Raw genomic sequence first — 18,117 nt, 5'->3', positions numbered from 1 at the left:
GTGTCACGCCGCTTAGTGGCGGAGGGATCACCCCCGCCACCAGGCGCGCGCACCGGCCGCAGCCTGCCTCAGGCGGCGGCGGCGATGACGTCCTCCACATAGGCCACCAGCGTGCGGACAGTGCACCCCGTTCCCTGCTTGTGGGTGTAGCCGTAGGGGCTTCCGGTGTTAAAGGAAGGGCCGGCGATGTCGATGTGGGCCCACGGGATCCGGCCGCCGTCCTTGTCCTTGCCCACGAACTCCTGCAGGAAGACGGCGGCCGTCATCATGCCGCCGTGGCGTTCGCCGATGTTGGCCAGGTCCGCCACCTGCGAGTCCAGGCTCGGGCGGAGCTCCTCCGGAAGCGGCATGGGCCATACCAGTTCGCCCGCACGGTCTGCGGCAGCCTTGAGGGCGGCAGTGACGGAGTCCGCACCCATGACGCCCGCGGTCCGGTTGCCGAGCGCGATCAGCTGGGCGCCGGTCAGCGTGGCCACGTCGATGATTGCATCCGGGTATTCCTGGCTTGCCGCCACGATGCCGTCGGCCATGACCAGGCGGCCCTCGGCGTCGGTGTTAAGCACCTCGACGGTCTTGCCGCCGAACATCGTGAGGACGTCGGCCGGGCGGGATGCGGCTCCCGAGGGCATGTTCTCGGCGATGCAGAGCCAGGCGGTCGCCTTGACCGGCAGGCCCAGGCCGGCGAGGGCAAGGACAGTATTAAGGACGACGGCGGCACCGGCCATGTCGCTCTTCATGTCGCCCATGCCCAGGGCCGGCTTGATGGAAATGCCGCCGGTGTCGAAGGTGATGCCCTTGCCCACCAGGGCGATTTTGGTGACCGGCCGGGCGGGGGAGTACTCCACCTTGACCAGGCGGGGCTGGCGGGCTGACCCCTTGCCAACACCCATGATGCCGCCAAAGCCTTCCTTTTCGAGCCGCTTCTCGTCCCAGACTGTCACCTTGACGGGAAGGCCCTTGGCCAGGTCCTTGGCGGCCTCCGCGAACGTCTCCGGGTAAAGGTGGCTGGGCGGGGTGTTGACCAGGGAGCGCGTGGCGTTGACCGCCTTGCCCACCAGGGCTGCGCGTTTCAGGGCCGCGGCGGTTTCCTGATGGTCAGCGACATCGGTGAAGATGATGGCCTTGCGGACGGGATCCTTCAGCCCTTCCTTTGACGAACGGAACTCGGTGAAGGAGTAGGCGCCCAGCGCGGCACCTTCGGCGACTGCCGCGACGTCGGCGGCGGACGCCGTCGGGAAGGCGAGCACGACGGTGCCCAGGCCGGCCAGCTGGCGGATGGCGGATCCGGCGGCCCGGCGGAGCGCTTCGCCGGTGGGCGGGGCGGCGTTGACCTTACCCACTCCGGCAAGGACCAGGATGCCCGCGCCGGTCTCGGGGAGGCCGGGCAGGCGGACGATCTGGTCCGCGGCGCCGGTGACGCCCAGTGCTTTGAGCGAGTCGGTGAGTGCTTCGGCGGACTTTGCTGCGAGCGGGTTGGCCAGCAGTACCGGTCCGTCGGTTCCCTGCCCCACGCCGACGACAACGGCGTCGCTTGGGCTCTTCTTCAGGTCGCGGGAGAGGGTACTAAGGTTGATTTCAGTATTCTTGACCACAGGGATGAGTCCTCAATTCTCGAGAGCTGGTACGGGCAGGGCTGCATGTTCGGCGCGCTGCCCCGGCTGCCGGGCACGGCCGTTCCGGACGCCGTCCGGGAATGTTCAGCCCGTGCGGCAGGCCAGTTCCGATCGTAGTCCCATGGCGCCCCGGCGGAAGAATCTTCTGAGATGTGCGCCACACCGCGCGGTGGAATGCCCTGCCGCCGGACCGCGTTGTAATTGATGTCCACCCGCATCCATGAAAGGAACATGCCGTGCTTGAACGGATCTCCGGCTCCCTGCTGGACCCTGACGCGCTCTACGCGAGCAACATTGAGCTGTTCCACAGCCCGGAACTCCGCGGGCTGAACCTGGTGATGGGTTTCACCGGTTTCGCCGACGCCGGGCACGTGGTGAAACAGATTAATGCCGAGTTGCTGGACTCCCTTGACGCCAAGCCCGTAGCTGTGTTTGATGCGGACCAGCTGATCGACTACCGGTCACGGCGGCCGCACCTGACGTTCGTCGAGGACCACCTGCAGGACTACCAGGAGCCGCGGCTGGCGCTATACCGGCTTGTTGACGGCCTGGGCAAACCCTTCCTGCTGCTGGCGGGATTCGAGCCGGACCTGCAGTGGGAGCGGTTCGCCCGTGCCGTGGTTGGCATCGTCGAGAAACTGGACGTCAACCTGGTTACCTGGATCCACTCCATCCCGATGCCGGTGCCGCACACCCGTCCCGTTGGCGTGACGGTGCACGGCAACCGTCCCGAGCTGATCGAGGGCATTTCCGTCTGGAAGCCTACCGTGGAGGTTCCCGCCGCCGTGGGCCACATCCTGGAGTTGCGGCTGGTCGAGGCCGGCCGGAACGTGGCCGGCTATGTTATCCACGTCCCGCACTATCTGGCCGAAGCCGAGTACCCCACGGCCGCCGTTGCCGGCCTTGAATACCTGGGCGCAGCGACCTCGCTGATGCTGCCCACCGACCGGCTCCGCGAGGCCGGCCGCGAAGTGACCCGGCAGATCGCCGAACAGATCGACGCGTCCGACGAAGTGCAGCAGGTGGTGTCCCGGCTCGAGACCCGCTACGACGAAAAGGCCGACGGCATTGTGCGCCGCTCGCTGCTCGCAAACGAAAACGACGAGCTTCCCGACGCCGACGACCTGGGGGCCGCCGTCGAGGCGTACCTGGCCCGGGAGAACCCGGCGCAGTAGGGCATTGCTGCCTGTTCCCCGCCCCGGGCTCAAGGGCGGGGGGAGGCATCCGGGCATAATGAAGACGTGACTGCACCCCGCGCTTGGCTTATCTGGACCGTTGGGATTTTCGGGTACCTGGTGGCGGTGTCGCAGCGGACGTCCTTCGGCGTCGTGGGCCTTGAGGCCACTGAGCGCTTCCATGCCACCGCCTCCGCGATCTCCTTCTTCACTGTCCTCCAGCTCCTTGTCTATGCGGGGCTGCAGATCCCCGTGGGGCTCCTGGTGGACAGGTTTGGTTCGCGGGCCATGATCGCGGGCGGTGCCGTCCTGATGGGCCTCGGCCAGCTCCAGCTCGCCTTTGCCGAGAGCGTCCCCGGCGGCATCCTGGGCCGGGTCCTCGTCGGCGCCGGCGACGCCATGACCTTTATCTCGGTGATCCGCCTGATTCCGCTGTGGTTCGCTCCGGCCCGCGTACCCCTCGTTACCCAGCTGACGGGCATGACCGGCCAGCTGGGACAGCTGGTCAGCGTGATCCCGTTCGCGTTCGTCCTGCACTCGGCCGGCTGGACCCCAGCGTTCCTGATGCTGGCAGGGATGTCTGCCGTGGCGGTGGTCCTGGTGGTCCTGCTCCTCAAGGACGTCCCGCCGGGCACCGACCGGCCGCAGGCGCAGCAGGGGCTGAAAGCTACCGGAGTCTCGCTTGCCCGGGCGTGGCGCCAGCCCGGTACCCGGCTGGGCATGTGGAGCCACTTCACCATCCAGTTCAGCGGCACGGTGTTCGCCATGACCTGGGGATACCCCTTCCTTATTTCCGGCCAGGGGCTGGACGGCGGGACGGTGGCCGCCCTCATGGGGCTGTACGTTGCCGCCGGGATGGCCGTGGGGCCGTTTATCGGACGCTTTGTGTCGCGGCATCCGCTGCGTCGTTCCACCATGGTCCTCCTGATCGCTGCAATCACTGCCGGAGCGTGGGCCGCCGTCCTGTTGATGCCCGGCCGGGCACCGCTGTGGCTGCTGGCGGGCCTGGTGGTAGCCCTTGCCATTGGTGGGCCGGGCTCAATGATCGGTTTCGACTTCGCCCGGACGTTCAACCCTGCGCACCGGATTGGAACTGCCACCGGCATCGTCAACGTGGGCGGCTTCATTGCCGCCCTGATCGCGATCTTCCTGATCGGGCTGGTACTGGACGTCCTTTACGCCAGCGGCTTTTCCAATGCCCTGTATGGCCTTGACCCGTTCCGCATCGCCCTGAGCGTCCAGTTCGTGCTGCTCGGCTCCGGAGCGGCCGCCGTTTTCGCCACCCGGCGCAAGGTACGCCGCCAGATGGCAGCCCAGGGCGTGGTGGTCCCGCCCTTGCGGACCGCCCTGGCCCGGCAACGCCGTGAAAACCTCGCGCGCCGCCGGCAGGCAACTCCTATCGACGGCGACTAGCCCTCCACAGGGCGGGTTGCGCACATAGCGGAATCTGCCGGGGACTGCCCGTAACGGCGGGGCGGAAGCTGGAGCCATGACAGCTCCAGAACGGCTTCGGATATCCGGGCCTGAAGACATCCTCGGGTTCATACCCCACTCGCTGGGCTACTGGCCAGAGTCCAGCCTCGTGGCCATCACGATGCACGGCAACCTGCTCGGCGCAACCCTGCGGCTGGACCTTCCGGGACCGGAGGTCCTGGCCGACCCCTGTAAGTACGTCCGCCTGGTCCTCGGGTACCTCGATGCGGACAAGCAGGCCGACGGCACGCTGCTGGCCTTCTTCACCAGTAAGGGCGGTTCGTCCCCCGGTCCCAAGGTGGTGGACTTCGAGTACGACGCGTTGCTGTCCGGGCTGGACTGCGTTTTGGAAGAGGCGGGTTTGCCCGTTCGGGAGGCCTGGTACATCGGCGATGATTACTGGCGGGACGCCTACTGCACTGACGCTTCCTGCTGTCCGCCCCAGGGAAGGCCGCTGCAGGCAATCCTGGACAGCACCCTGAATGCGGAGATGGTCTACCGGGGCAGCAGCGTGGGCCCTGCACCGGGCGCAAAGGGCGGACCTGTCCCTCCCGTTTCGAGCCTTTACCGGTCCGCCGTCCTGGAAGCACAGGAAGGATGGCGGAAAGTCCTGGACTGCCGCCGGGACAGCCGCGCGCAGTTTGTTGCTGTCCTGGAGGCGTGGGAAGTCCTGCTGTGCCGGCGGAGCGGAGAGCCTTGGCCTCCGGGCGTGGAACGTGACGCCTTCCTGCGGGCGTCCCTGTTGATTCCGGCCTGGCGGGATGCCCTGCTGGTCATGGCCGCGGCCGGAAAGCACGCCGCGGAAGCTGGTGCTGACCAGTTCGGGATCCTCCATGCCGGCACGGGCCCACACCCTGTTGCGCCTCCCGGCGAGCCCCTGGCGGGCAACAGGGCGAACCTCGATGCAGCGGATGCTTGCGCGGGGGACAGCCCTGGTCCCGGGTACGCGGAAGTGCTGATGGGTGTGGCCCCCGCTGTCCCTGACTGGGAACGGCTGAACGCACTGGATCTGGTCCTGGAGCAACTCGCGGCGCTCGGCGGTCCGGCCTCCGCAGCGTCATTGACGCTTCGCGGCTGGATCGCATGGAGCCGCGGCCGGGGATCGTACGCCGCCGCGCATCTGTCCGAAGCCCTTGACGTTGAGCCCGGCTACCGGTTGGCGGAACTGCTGCTGGAACTGGTGGGCCGCGGGGCCATTTGCGGCTGGGCGGCCAGGAAGGACGCAGCCTGGCACAAGTTCTGAGGTGGCCTTATCCGGAGTTGGGGCTACGGCACGTGCCGGCTAAAGAGGTGGCGCCGGGGCGGTCATGCCCGCGGCCGCAGCAGCAGCCGTAGCGGTAGTAATTGAAAGGCGGGGAGGCCCGCCGGGGCGAAAACATGAGACAATGGATGCCGAGACCCGGTTGGGTCCGTGTATCGGGTGCCTGCGAATGAGCCTTTCCGGGAACATTGCAGCCGCACCGGCAGTTGTCTTAACAGACTCTGCCGGCCGTGGTGGCGCCTGGTTTTCACCACGGACTTGACAGGGTCATAGTGGTGTTGCCCGTATGGTGATTCCACAGACCACCGCTAGAAAGGTTTTCTGTGACCCCGTCTTCCACGAAGAAGGACCCCGCCGCCCAGGACGAGCTGTCCGCCGAGGACAAGCAGGCTGCGACCAGCGCCAAGCGGGCGGCCACCAAGGCACCTGCCGGCGCGGACGGCAAGCGCGAGCCGAAGAAGCGCGGCCCGAAGCCGGGCGCCAAGGCAGCAGCGGAAGCCGCCAACAAGGCTTCCGCAGATGACGTTGACGCCGACGATGTCGAAGAGGATTTTGACGAGGCTGTCCTCGACGGGCCGGACTCGGTGGAGGACGCCGATGCGGACGTCGAGGGTGAAGCTGACGCTGACCCCGCCAAGGCCGTAGCCGGCAGCGGCAAGGGTTTCGTCTACTCTGACGCCGACGATGACGACGCCCCGGTGCAGCAGGTCATGTCTGCCGGCGCCACCGCTGACCCCGTCAAGGACTACCTGAAGCAGATCGGCAAGGTGGCACTGCTCAACGCCGAGCAGGAAGTGGACCTTGCGCTGCGGATCGAAGCCGGGCTGTTCGCCGAGGAAAAGATCGCCGCTGACGACGGATCCATGGATCCGAAGTACAAGCGGGAGCTCGAATTCATCATCCACGACGGCAAGCGCGCCAAGAACCACCTGCTGGAGGCAAACCTCCGCCTGGTGGTTTCGCTGGCCAAGCGTTATACCGGCCGCGGCATGCTGTTCCTGGATCTCATCCAGGAAGGCAACCTGGGCCTGATCCGCGCCGTGGAGAAGTTCGACTACACCAAGGGCTTCAAGTTCTCCACGTACGCCACCTGGTGGATCCGCCAGGCGATCACCCGCGCCATGGCCGACCAGGCGCGCACCATCCGTATTCCGGTGCACATGGTGGAAGTCATCAACAAACTGGCCCGTGTCCAGCGGCAGATGCTGCAGGACCTCGGCCGCGAACCCACGCCCGAAGAGCTGGCGCTCGAGCTGGACATGACCCCCGAAAAGGTCGTGGAGGTCCAGAAGTACGGCCGCGAGCCCATCTCGCTCCATACCCCCCTGGGTGAGGACGGCGACTCCGAGTTCGGCGACCTGATTGAGGACTCCGAGGCCGTGGTTCCGGCTGACGCCGTCAGCTTCACCCTGCTGCAGGAACAGCTGCACTCGGTGCTGGACACCCTGTCCGAGCGCGAGGCCGGCGTGGTGGCCATGCGCTTCGGGCTCACCGACGGACAGCCGAAGACTTTAGACGAAATTGGCAAGGTCTACGGCGTAACGCGTGAGCGCATCCGGCAGATCGAATCCAAGACCATGTCCAAGCTCCGCCACCCCTCGCGGTCGCAGGTTCTGCGGGACTACCTGGACTAGTCGAGGGCGAGCTCCACGAACAGGGGTTGTCCGCGGCGCATCGGAAGGATGGGCCGCGGATAACCCCTCCCTCGTTAAGCGGCGGCGTCAATAAACGAAGGTTTCGTTAACGAAGGATGGGACCCCTCCGGGCGGAGGGGTCCCATCCTTTACTGGTCCTGGTGAACCTAGTCGACGTCTACGGCGGCCTTTTCGTGAAGCTTGGCCGACTCATCGTGCCAGTCCGAGGCCAACGGCTTCAACGTGGCCTCCACCGCACGTGCGTGGTGGGCGCAGAACAGCAGCTCACCGCCGGAGGACTCGAGTACAACCCGGACATATGCCTGGGCTCCGCAACGGTCGCAACGGTCCAGTGCGTTGAGTGTGCGGTCTGCCACTGCTGTTGTCATATCGGCCTCCCTAGTAGATCTGTACGTCTATATAACCAGTATTCGTAACAAAACAATCGCAAGGATGGGGCAAGTTCGCTGTGCGCGTATCCACAAGGTTCAGTCAAGATCTGCCCGCGCCACGGACGGACAGCGGTGAGTGGCGCGGTGCACACTGCCTCCAGGGTGTGGCAGACCGTCCTCCGCGCCGGGGCCGATTACCCTAGAGGGAGCGCTTTCGGCGCCTGTTTCACCTGAAGGAGTTCAACACCCGTGGCACCAAGTTCTGAGTACACCGCCCGGCACCTTTCCGTGCTGGAGGGCCTTGAAGCCGTCCGTAAGCGCCCGGGCATGTACATCGGTTCCACCGACTCCCGGGGGCTCATGCACTGCCTCTGGGAGATCATCGACAACTCCGTGGACGAGGCATTGGCCGGGTTCGGCCATGACATCAAAGTCATCCTGCATGCGGACAACTCCGTGGAAATCCACGACGACGGCCGCGGCATCCCCATCGACAAGGAACCGAAGACCGGACTCACCGGCGTCGAAGTGGTCTTCACCAAGCTGCATGCCGGCGGCAAGTTCGGCGGCGGCTCCTACACCGCCTCCGGAGGCCTGCACGGCGTGGGCGCTTCAGTGGTGAACGCCCTGTCCTCGCGCCTGGACGTGGAAGTGGACCGCGGCGGCAAGACCTACAAGATGTCCTTCCGCCGCGGTGAGCCCGGCCGGTTCCAGGACGGCAGCCGGCCTGACCCGGCTGCGTCCTTCAGTCCGTTCATCGAGGACTCGGTCCTGGACGTCGTGGGCAAGGCCAAGAGGGGCATCACCGGTACCCGGATCCGGTACTGGGCAGACCGGCAGATCTTCACCCCGGACGCGAAGTTCCAGTACGACGAACTCGTTTCCCGCGCCCGGCAGACCTCGTTCCTGGTCCCCGGACTCAAGATCACCGTCCGCGACGAGCGCAGGATCGCCGGCACGCCCGGCGAGTCCGGCCCCCACGAGGAAGTGTTCCACCACGACGGCGGCATCTCCGAGTTCGTGGAATTCCTGGCGGCCGATCCCGCCGTCACCGATGTGTGGCGGCTGCACGGCTCGGGCAAGTTCAAGGAAACGGTCCCGGTCCTCGATGAGCGCGGGCACAGCCAGCTCGCCGAGGTGGAGCGCGACTGCGAAGTGGACGTCGCCCTGCGCTGGGGCATCGGCTACGACAGCACCGTCCGTAGCTTCGTCAACATCATCTCCACACCCAAGGGCGGAACGCACCAGTCCGGCTTCGAACAGGCCCTGGTGAAGACCTTCCGGAAGGCCGTGGAGAGCAACGCCCGCAAGCTGAAGGCCGGCAACGACAAGATCGAAAAGGACGACATCTTCGCCGGGCTCACGGCCGTGCTCACGGTCCGGCTGGCCGAGCCGCAGTTCGAGGGGCAGACCAAGGAGATCCTGGGCACTTCGGCTGTCCGCGCCATCGTTGCCAGGGTGGTGGAGCGCGAAATCACGGCCAAGCTCACCTCGTCGAACAAAAACGACAAGTCGCAGACCGCGCTGCTGCTCGAAAAGATCGTCAGCGAAATGAAGTCGCGGATCTCGGCCCGCGTGCACAAGGAGACCCAGCGGCGCAAGAACGCGCTGGAGACCTCCTCGATGCCCACCAAGCTGGCCGACTGCCGCACGGACGACGTCGAACGCTCCGAATTGTTCATCGTGGAAGGCGACTCGGCGCTGGGAACCGCCAAGCTCGCCCGGTCCTCCGACTTCCAGGCCCTGTTGCCCATCCGCGGCAAGATCCTGAACGTCCAGAAGGCATCGGTGGGAGATATGCTCTCCAACGCCGAGTGCGCCGCGCTGATCCAGGTGGTGGGGGCGGGATCGGGGCGCAGCTTCGACATCAGCGCCGCACGCTACGGCAAGGTCATCCTGATGACCGACGCCGACGTGGATGGCGCGCACATCCGCACGCTCCTGCTGACCCTGTTCTTCCGGTACATGCGCCCCATGATCGACGAGGGCAGGGTCTTCGCCGCCGTGCCCCCGCTGCACCGGGTGGAGGTGATCAACCCGGGCCAGAAGGCCAACGAGATGATTTACACCTACTCCGAGGCCGAACTGCACGCGCTGCTGGCGCGGCTGGCCAAGGAGGGCAAGCGGTACAAGGAACCCATCCAGCGCTACAAGGGTTTGGGGGAAATGGACGCCGAGCAGCTGGCGGAGACCACCATGGATCCGCGGCACCGCACCTTGCGAAAGGTGGGCATTGAGAACGCCAAGCAGGCGGAGGAGATCTTCGACCTGCTGATGGGCTCCGACGTGTCCCCGCGCAAGGACTTCATCATTGCTGGCGCCTCCAGCCTGGACCGGGAGCGCATCGACGCCTAGCCCGACGGCGGGGCGTCACCCGAGGAGGCCGGGCACCACCAGCAGGGCCGTCGGCAGCGCCAGCAGCAGGATGCAGCCGGCAAGGACAAGGTTCCGCAGTGCCGCCGGAAGCTGGGGCTGGGGCGACAGGAGCCGGCTGACCCTTGAGGCGGTGGTCCGGGCCGAATCCGAGCCTGCCCCGCCCGTCCCGTTGTCGAGCCCGGACAGTACAAGGCTGGACGTTGCCGGCTGCAGCCCGGTCGAACCGGCAGGTGCCGACCCGCTGGCCACGATGGCAATCGCCTTGATCAGCGTGGCCTTGCTCTCGGTCTTCAGCGCCACGTCGTCGGCGAGCATCTCAATAAGCGAGTTCACGGATTCCTGGGCAAGCCGCGTGGTGGGCAGCCAGGGCAGGGCCTGCCGCCAGGCCGCGAAAGCCCACAGGAGGAGATGGTGCCGCTGGCTGAGGTGGGCATTTTCGTGAATCAACACGGCGCGCAGCTCCGCCGGCTCCAGTGCCGCCATCAGGCCGTCGGACAGGACGGTCACCGAGCGGGAACCTCCGGGCAGGCAGTACGCGACGGGGGAGTCGTGGCTGATGACGAGGGTTGCGGCGTCCTGCCCCGAAGGCGAGGCGAGCAGGGCCAGCAGTTCGCGGTGCCGCCGCCGCTGGCGTTCGATTTTGTAATAGGTCAGCAGCAGCGTGAAAACCAGGTGGGCCGTCAGCAGCGCGGCTGCCGACAACGCAAAGATATGCCAGAACCCCAGCGCCGTGGTGGGGGCATTGAAGAGCACCATGCCGGCGAGGGCCCGGAGCCCGGCGATCAGGTTGTCGCCGATCGGCTCGAGTCCGTACACCAGCATGGCGCCAATCATTGACAGCCCGCCGGCAAGGGCGATGGCCTGCCAGAGCAGCATGGCGGTGAAAGGGGAACGTGCGGGCCATTGTGCACGCGAAAGCAGGATGGGTACCGGCCAGGCCAGTACTACCGCCAGGACCGCCAGCAGGTAAGAGGCCCAGAACATGGGTGGCTAGAGGTGGCCAAGCAGCTTGCGCAGTGTCTCGGCTTCACCCTCGGAAACGGAACCGATAAAGCGTGCCAGCACGGCTTCTCGGTCCGGAGCCGAACCCAGGACTTCATGCATCAGCTCCGCGGTGTGCTCTTCGCGGCTGGACACCGCCTGGTAGCGGTGCGGACGGGTGCCGCGTTCGCGCTCCACCAGCCCCTTCTTCTCCAGCCGGGACAGCACCGTGAGCACGGTAGTGACGGCGAGTTCCTTGCCCTCGTGGCCGGAGCCCGCGGAGGCCAACCGGTCCCGGAGGGTGTTCGCCGTAGCCGCTTCCTGGCCCGCCCAGAGCAGATCCATTACTGCCCGTTCCAGTTCACCAAGACTCGCCATTGCACTTTTCCTTTGTTTCCCCGCACCATGCGCCCTGTGGCACCGGTGACTGCACGCGGTTTCTTCAACTACAAGTACAAATCTACCGCGAATCCGCCGCACTTTCTACATGGAGTAGAACATGTCCCAAAGTTGTTCTACACTCGGTAGAAGTTGGAGTTCTACGAAGCGTAGAAGACCGCATCGGCTAACAGTAGGGACTGCCTTGGACGCCTTGGAAATCGCACGGTGGCAATTCGGTATCACCACGGTCTACCACTTCATGATGGTTCCGCTGACTATCGGCCTTGGCCTGGTGGTGGCCATCATCCAGACCGCCTGGCACCGCACCGGCAGACCCGAGTACCTGCGCATGACCAAGTTCTGGGGAAAGCTGTTCCTCATCAACTTCATCATGGGCGTGGCCACCGGCATTGTGCAGGAGTTCCAGTTCGGGATGGCCTGGAGCGAGTACAGCCGGTTCGTGGGCGACGTCTTCGGCGCCCCGCTGGCGTTGGAGGCCCTCCTGGCGTTCTTTGTCGAGTCCACCTTCCTGGGCCTGTGGATCTTCGGCTGGAAGCAGCTGAAGCCGGCCATCCACCTCGCCTGCCTTTGGGTGGCCGTCATCGGTTCGGTTTTTTCCGCCTACTTCATCATCGTGGCGAACAGCTGGATGCAGCACCCGGTGGGTGTGGAGATGGTGGACGGCCGCCCCGTAATGACCGACGCCTGGGCAGTCTTCACCAACAACACCGCACTGGTGGCCGTGCCGCACACCCTCTTCGGCGCGCTGGCGGTGGCCGGCGGTTTCCTGCTCGGCATTGCGTGGTACCACCTCTGGCGGCGCCGGCGCGACGGCGTCGACACCGTGGGTGCCGACGGCAGAGTGGTCCCCGGCGAGTCGGCAACCATCCCCGGCCGCGACCGCGGCGACCACACCGTCTGGATCCGTTCACTGCGGATCGGAGCCGTGGTGGCGATGATCTCCTTCGCCGGCACCGCCGTCACGGGCGACCTCCAGGGCAAGCTGATGTTCGAACAGCAGCCCATGAAGATGGCGGCGGCTGAAGCAGCCTGCCATGACGGTACCGGGTTCTCCGTCCTGAGCATCGGCAACCTGGGCGCACAGAACTGCGACGACATCGTGGCATTGATCGAAGTCCCCGGCATCCTCTCCTACCTCGCGAAGGGCGACTTCACCACCGAGGTCAAGGGCGTCAACACCCTGCTGCCCGAGTACAAGGAAAACTACGGCACCCACCTTCCCGACAACCCGATTTACGGCGAACGGGCCGGGCAGGAAATTGACTACCTTCCGGTCATGGAAGTCACCTACTGGGGCTTCCGCATGATGATCGGCTTCGGCGGCCTGGCCGCGCTGGCCGCGTTCGGGGCACTCTGGCTCACCCGGAGCGGAACCGTTCCCGAATCACGCTGGCTCATGCGCCTGGCCGTCCTGGGAATCATGGCTCCGTTTGGCGCCAACGCCGCCGGCTGGATCTTCACTGAAATGGGCCGGCAGCCCTTCGTGGTGGCACCCAACCCGGACCCCAACGGCATCGACCAGGTATTCATGTTCACCGCCGCAGCAGTTTCCCCCGGAGTCTCGGCCGGTGAACTGCTGGCCTCGCTCGTCACCCTGACTGGGGTCTACGCCGTCCTGCTGGTGGTCGAGGTCAAGCTGCTGGTGAAGTACGTCCGCGGCGGCGTCGTCTCCGCCATGCCGGAACTCGCGCATGCCCCGGCGGACGAAAACGAGGACCAGGCGCCCGCGGACAAGGGCGGCAACGGCAAACCCGCAGACGACGTCCTGGCATTCGCCTACTAAGAGCAGAGGAACTCGACAATGGAACTGCTGCCTACCATCTGGTTCATCGCCATCGCGGTCCTGTGGACCGGGTACCTCTTCCTTGAGGGCTTCGACCTGGGCGTCGGAATGCTGATGAAGGCCTTTGCCCGCAACAACACCGAGCGCCGCGTGCTCCTCAACACCATCGGACCCGTCTGGGACGGCAATGAAGTATGGCTGCTCACGGCAGGCGGCGCCACGTTCGCGGCCTTCCCGCTCTGGTACGCCTCACTGTTTTCCGCCCTCTACCTGCCGCTGCTGGTGGTGCTGGTGGCCCTGATCTTCCGCGCCGTGGCGTTCGAATACCGCGGCAAGGGGGACACCGACCGCTGGCGTGCCCGCTGGGACTGGGCCATCGCGCTGGGTTCCTTCTTCGCTGCCTTCGGCGTGGGCGCCGCACTGGCCCTGACCACCACCGGACTGCCCCTCAACGCCAACGGCGACCGCGAAGGCGGACCGTTCGCCTGGTTCAGCGGCTACGCCGTCCTCGGCGGGCTCGCCGTGGTGGGCTTCTCGCTGCTCCACGCCCTGGCGTTCCTGGCGTTGAAGACCGACGGCGACGTGCGGCACCGGGCACGCCGGTGGTTCGTCCGCCTCCTTCCGGTCCTGCTGCTTCCCATCGCGGCCTGGGCGCTCACCATCCAGGCACTGGACGGGAAGCCATGGACCTGGGCGGCCGTCCTGCTCGCCGTCACAGCAGCGGCAGCGGCGTGGACGCTGGCCCGTGCCGGAGCCGAAGGAAAAGCGTTTGTGGCCCTCGGTGCGTTCCTTGTGCTGGGCACCACGTCCATCTTCGGCGCCGTGTTCCCCGTGGTGCTGCCGTCCACCCTGGACGGGGCGTTCGACCTCACCATTTCGAACGCCTCCTCGTCCGACTACACTTTGGGCCTTATGAGCATTGCGGCCGCGTTCGGCCTGCCGCTGGTAATTGCCTACCAGGCCTGGACCTACTGGGTGTTCCGCCGGCGCGTCAGCGCCGCTTCCATCCCGGACGCCCACAGCTTCCTGCCCGCCGTCGCCGCCAAGGCGTTCACCACGAAGGGCTGACGTGCGGCCATCCTTCCCCGCAGGCCCGGCCACCCGGTCCGCCATCTATTGGCTTGGCTTTCTGGCGGCGCTCAAGGCGCTGTCGCTGGTGCTCATGGGCCAGGCCGTCGCCTCCGTCCTGGCCGGACTGGCCGCCGGGGAACAGGAGTGGGCCGGACAGCTGATTCCGGGGCTGGCCGGCGTCGTCCTCCGCTCGCTCACCGTGTGGGGCCAGGCGGTCGCCGCCCGGCGCGCCGCCCTGGGCATCAAGGAGGAACTGCGCTCCGGACTGCTGGAGCGCGCACTCCGGAACGGTGCCAGGGGCGCCGGCCCCGCGGACGGCGGCCTTGCCGTCCTGGCCACCCGCGGCCTGGACGCCCTGGACAGCTACTACACCCAGTTCCTGCCCGCCCTGGTCAACTGCGCCGCCATCCCGCTGCTGCTGGGCGCCCGGATCCTGTTCGCCGACTGGGTCAGCGCCGTGGTGATCGTCCTTACCGTGCCGCTGGTGCCGTTGTTCATGGTGCTGATCGGCCGGTACACGGAGGACAAGGTGCGCGAGGCGCAGTCCACCCTTGCCCGGCTTTCCGCCCATATGCTGGAACTCGCAAAAGGCCTGCCGGTCCTGGTGGGACTCGGCCGCGCCACGGCACAACGCAAGGCACTGGAGGAGATCTCCGAGGAATACCGCGCCCGCACCATGGGCACGCTCCGCACAGCGTTTATGTCCGCCCTGGCGCTGGAACTGATCGCCACGATTTCGGTGGCCGTGGTGGCCGTGTTCATCGGCGTGCGCCTGGTTCACGGCGGCATGCCGCTTGAGGCCGGGCTGCTGGCCCTGATCCTTGCCCCGGACTGCTACCTGCCCCTGCGCGAGCTGGGCACCGCGCACCACGCCAGCGACGACGGCCGCGTCGCCTTCGCAGAGGTCACCTCGGTCACTGAAGCGCCCGGGCCGCAGCCGCTGGCCGTTGTCCCGGCCGGCCGTCCCGGCGCCCCCATCACCGTCACCGGGCTTACAGTCAGCTACAGCGGAAGGTCGCACGCCGCCGTCGGGCCCCTTACCTTCGAGGCGCCGCAGAGCAGGATCACAGCCCTGGACGGCCCCAGCGGCGCCGGAAAGAGCACGGTTCTCGGAGTCCTGGCCGGAACCATCGGATCTGGTGGCGGAACGGAGACCACCGGCACGGTCAAGGGCCTGGACCGCAGCGCCGTGGCATGGGTTCCGCAGCATCCGGTGATGGTGGCCGGGACGGTCCTGGACGAAGTGCTGCTCTATCTCGCTGCACATGCCCGCAATTCCCGTGACCGCGCCCGGACAGAGGAGATTGCCCGGTCCTGCCTGGCCCGCGCCGCAGCCGTCCACCTGGCCGGAAAGCACCCGGCCGAACTGAGCCCGGGCGAACTCCGCCGTGTCGCCGTGGCCCGCGGACTGGCCCGGATCGAGGCCGGCGCCACCGTCCTGCTGCTTGACGAACCCACCGCACACCTGGATGACGGGTCCGCGATGCTGGTGGAGGACACCGTCCGCAGGCTGCGCGGCCAGGTGACCGTGATCCTGGTGGCGCACGGGGAACGCACCCGGAACCTGGCCGACCACGTGGTGAAGGTCGGACACGGTACAGAGGAGGGGCAGGAAGCAGCAGCCCCGGTGCTGCCTGCCGCCGTCACCGGTGCGGATGCGGCACCCGGACAGGATGCCGGCACTGGCAGCGCACACGCCGGGGCCCACAGCATGCCCGATGCCGCGCCGGCGCCACGGCACGGCCCCGCGCGGCTCCTGCGATCGCTCCTCGCCCCGGTGCAGGGCAAGTTTGCCGCCGCCGCGGTGGTCGGCACGCTGGCGGCCGTTTTCGCCGTCGCCTTGTCCGGCCTTTCGGGCTGGCTGATCATACGCGCCAGCGAGCAGCCGCCCATCCTGTACCTGCTCTCGGCGATTGTGGGCGTGCGGTTCTTTGGCATCGGCCGCGCCGTGTTCCGTTACTGCGAACGGCTCCTGCTGCACGACGCCGTCTTCGCGGCCCTGACCCGGCTGCGGGGCCGGCTCTGGGAGTCGCTGAGCCGGCGCGCCCTCTCGCTCCGGCGACTGCTGCAGGGCGGCAACGTGCTGGGGACCGTGATTGACGACGTCGATACCGTCCGTGACCTCCTGCCCCGCGTGGTCCTGCCGCCGGTCACCGCAGCGGCCGTTGCGGTGCTTGCCGTCACCACCACCTGGCTGCTGGTGCCCGCCGTGCTGCCGGCCGTTATCGCGGCAGGCATTGCCGGTGTTGTCGTAGCCCCGGCCGCTGCCCTGTGGGGCGACCGGAAGTCGGCCACCGCCGAGCGGCTCCTGCGCTCGGGGGTGCTGCGCAGCGTCGCGGCCGCGCTCGATGCCCGGGCGGAACTGCACGCCAACGGTGTGGCGCCCCTCGTGCTTGCAGACCTGAAGGCACAGGACCGCAGTGCCACCGCGGCATCGCAGCGGTCCGCGTGGGCAGACGGGCTGGGACATGCCATCACCACCGCAGCGTGCGGTGCCGCGGCCCTCGCGGGTGCCTGGCTGGCGGCACCGGCGGTGCTGGACGGACGCATCGCGCCGGCCACGGCGGCCGTGGTGGTCCTGCTGCTCCTGGCGCTGGTGGAACCTTTCGCGGCCATGACGACGGCGGTACGGCAGTTCCCCGCGCTGCGGACAGTCCTGCAGCGGGTGGGGGAGTCCGGCGCCCTGGACGCCGGGAATGCAGAGCAGGACAGCCGCGACGGGCTGCATGCGGTCCCCGCGCGCAGCGGCGGCCGGCCCGGCGTCGAACTCGAGGCCCTGGCAGCCGCCTGGCCGGGAGGAGCACCCGTATTCTCAGGCCTGGACGCCGTGGCGGAGCCTGGCCGCTGGCTGGCCGTCACCGGCCCCTCGGGCTCCGGAAAATCCACCCTGCTCTCGGTCCTCCTTGGCTTCCTTCCGCCGGCGGCGGGGAAGGCGCGCGTTACCGGCCCGGCTGCCTGGTGCCCGCAGGAGGCCCACCTTTTCGACTCGACCTTCCGAGGCAACCTGCTGCTGGGCCGGCCGGCAGCCGGAAACGGCAGTGGGGACGGTGCCGAGGCGGACATGCGGGCCGTCCTAAATGCCGTGGGCCTCGACGCCCTGCTGGAGCGGCTGCCCGCTGGCCTCGACACCCGGATCGGCCCCGGCGGCGCCTTCCTCAGCGGGGGAGAGCGCCAGCGCCTCGCCGTGGCACGGACCCTGATGACCGGGGCGGAAGTAATCCTGCTGGACGAACCCACGGCGCACCTGGACGCCGGCTCCGCCCGCCACATGCTGGCGGACCTGCGAACCGGCCTCAAGGACCGGACCGTGGTGCTGGTAACGCACAACCCGGACGACATCCATCCGGAAGACGCACGGCTCGTCCTGCCGGCCGGCGTCGAACGCCGCGCCCAGGGGCTGGCGGTCCCGGCCGGAACAAACGCGGGAGAGGCTTAGCCGTCCACGTCGTGGAGGTGGTGGACGACGTCGTGCAGGAAATACTGGGCCAGCGTCAGGACGGTGAATTCCGAGCCGTTGCTGCGCAGCCCCCTCCTGCCCCAGTCCGCTTCCCGGACACGGGCGAAGGACTCGGCCGCCTGCCTGCCCTCAGCGGTCAGCTCGGCACTGACCACCGCCGGATCGGCGCTGGCATAGTCCTTGTCCATGGCGGTCTGGTCCTGGTCCCAGTTTTCGAACCGGGCGTTGTCGGACTCGAGCATGAGGTCCAGGCGCTGGTCGAAGAGGCTGAAGACATCCCGCACATGGCAGGCGTACTCCAGCGCTGACCAGGTGTGGTCGTTGGGCCGTTCCGCGGCGTTGGGCCTGCGCAGGACTGCCCGCCACCGCGGCAGCATGTTCTCGATGCTGCCGGGGACCGTTGCCGGGGTGGCTGTGGAGGCATCAAAGGAGCACTCCGGGCATGGGCGGGTCAGGACCCAGGTCCAGTCCTTCTCATCAGGAACGATAGGCATGGCAG

13 protein-coding genes are annotated in these 18,117 nt (G+C 67.4%); 8 read left to right on the top strand and 5 right to left on the bottom strand.

Annotated elements, in window-relative coordinates:
* Positions 1-68 precede the first annotated feature (68 nt).
* Positions 69-1,592 (bottom strand): leucyl aminopeptidase, encoded by a 1,524-nt coding sequence (locus tag FDW83_RS02830; RefSeq protein WP_138136064.1) that lies wholly within the window; start codon positions 1,590-1,592, stop codon positions 69-71.
* A 257-nt stretch (positions 1,593-1,849) separates the two neighbouring features.
* On the opposite strand from FDW83_RS02830, the gene FDW83_RS02825 reads away from it, so the two are divergent.
* The 4 genes from FDW83_RS02825 to FDW83_RS02810 all read left to right on the top strand — a co-directional run bounded on the left by FDW83_RS02825 (position 1,850) and on the right by FDW83_RS02810 (position 7,156).
* On the top strand, positions 1,850-2,788 hold the full coding sequence (locus tag FDW83_RS02825; RefSeq protein WP_138136063.1) for a proteasome assembly chaperone family protein: 939 nt from the start codon (positions 1,850-1,852) through the stop codon (positions 2,786-2,788).
* A 66-nt stretch (positions 2,789-2,854) separates the two neighbouring features.
* A complete protein-coding gene (locus FDW83_RS02820; RefSeq protein ID WP_138136062.1) occupies positions 2,855-4,201 on the top strand; it encodes a nitrate/nitrite transporter in 1,347 nt (448 codons plus the stop codon).
* Between the two features lie 76 nt (positions 4,202-4,277).
* Complete coding sequence (locus FDW83_RS02815; RefSeq protein ID WP_138136061.1) at positions 4,278-5,504, top strand: DUF4192 domain-containing protein; 1,227 nt, start codon at positions 4,278-4,280, stop codon at positions 5,502-5,504.
* Between the two features lie 341 nt (positions 5,505-5,845).
* On the top strand, positions 5,846-7,156 hold the full coding sequence (locus FDW83_RS02810) for an RNA polymerase sigma factor (protein WP_138136060.1): 1,311 nt from the start codon (positions 5,846-5,848) through the stop codon (positions 7,154-7,156).
* A 167-nt stretch (positions 7,157-7,323) separates the two neighbouring features.
* On the opposite strand, the gene FDW83_RS02805 is transcribed toward FDW83_RS02810, so the two are convergent.
* The gene (locus FDW83_RS02805; RefSeq protein ID WP_138136059.1) at positions 7,324-7,545 is read right to left on the bottom strand and encodes a hypothetical protein; all 222 of its coding nucleotides are present in this window, start codon (positions 7,543-7,545) and stop codon (positions 7,324-7,326) included.
* Positions 7,546-7,797: 252 nt separating this feature from the next.
* Between FDW83_RS02805 and FDW83_RS02800 the strand changes: the two genes are divergently transcribed.
* Positions 7,798-9,903 carry a type IIA DNA topoisomerase subunit B gene (locus FDW83_RS02800; protein WP_138136058.1) on the top strand — a complete coding sequence of 702 codons (2,106 nt, stop codon included), beginning with the start codon at positions 7,798-7,800 and terminating at the stop codon, positions 9,901-9,903.
* Positions 9,904-9,918: 15 nt separating this feature from the next.
* Here FDW83_RS02800 and FDW83_RS02795 read toward each other — a convergent pair whose 3' ends face one another.
* On the bottom strand, positions 9,919-10,908 hold the full coding sequence (locus FDW83_RS02795; RefSeq protein WP_138136057.1) for a M56 family metallopeptidase: 990 nt from the start codon (positions 10,906-10,908) through the stop codon (positions 9,919-9,921).
* Positions 10,909-10,914: 6 nt separating this feature from the next.
* On the bottom strand, positions 10,915-11,283 hold the full coding sequence (locus FDW83_RS02790; protein WP_138136056.1) for a BlaI/MecI/CopY family transcriptional regulator: 369 nt from the start codon (positions 11,281-11,283) through the stop codon (positions 10,915-10,917).
* Between the two features lie 205 nt (positions 11,284-11,488).
* Between FDW83_RS02790 and FDW83_RS02785 the strand changes: the two genes are divergently transcribed.
* From FDW83_RS02785 to cydD, 3 genes are read left to right on the top strand one after another with little or no spacing between them, the layout of a single operon-like run.
* Positions 11,489-13,090, top strand: coding sequence for a cytochrome ubiquinol oxidase subunit I (locus tag FDW83_RS02785; RefSeq protein ID WP_138136055.1), 1,602 nt, complete (start codon positions 11,489-11,491; stop codon positions 13,088-13,090).
* Between the two features lie 18 nt (positions 13,091-13,108).
* Entirely contained in the window at positions 13,109-14,158 is a 1,050-nt protein-coding gene (gene cydB, locus FDW83_RS02780) for a cytochrome d ubiquinol oxidase subunit II (protein ID WP_138136054.1), read from the top strand.
* A 1-nt stretch (position 14,159) separates the two neighbouring features.
* Positions 14,160-17,597, top strand: a complete 3,438-nt coding sequence (gene cydD / locus FDW83_RS02775) for a thiol reductant ABC exporter subunit CydD (RefSeq protein WP_138136053.1) — start codon at positions 14,160-14,162, stop codon at positions 17,595-17,597.
* Here the strand turns inward: cydD and FDW83_RS02770 are convergent.
* A complete protein-coding gene (locus FDW83_RS02770; RefSeq protein ID WP_138136052.1) occupies positions 17,594-18,112 on the bottom strand; it encodes a DinB family protein in 519 nt (172 codons plus the stop codon). The two genes, cydD and FDW83_RS02770, sit on opposite strands and share 4 nt — an antisense overlap.
* Between the last annotated feature and the right edge of the window lie 5 nt (positions 18,113-18,117).

Source organism: Pseudarthrobacter sp. NamE2, from assembly GCF_005796205.1.
In the GTDB taxonomy this organism is placed as follows: domain Bacteria; phylum Actinomycetota; class Actinomycetes; order Actinomycetales; family Micrococcaceae; genus Arthrobacter.
Note: the sequence above shows the minus strand (reverse complement) of the source record. Positions and strands in the feature narration are given on the sequence as shown.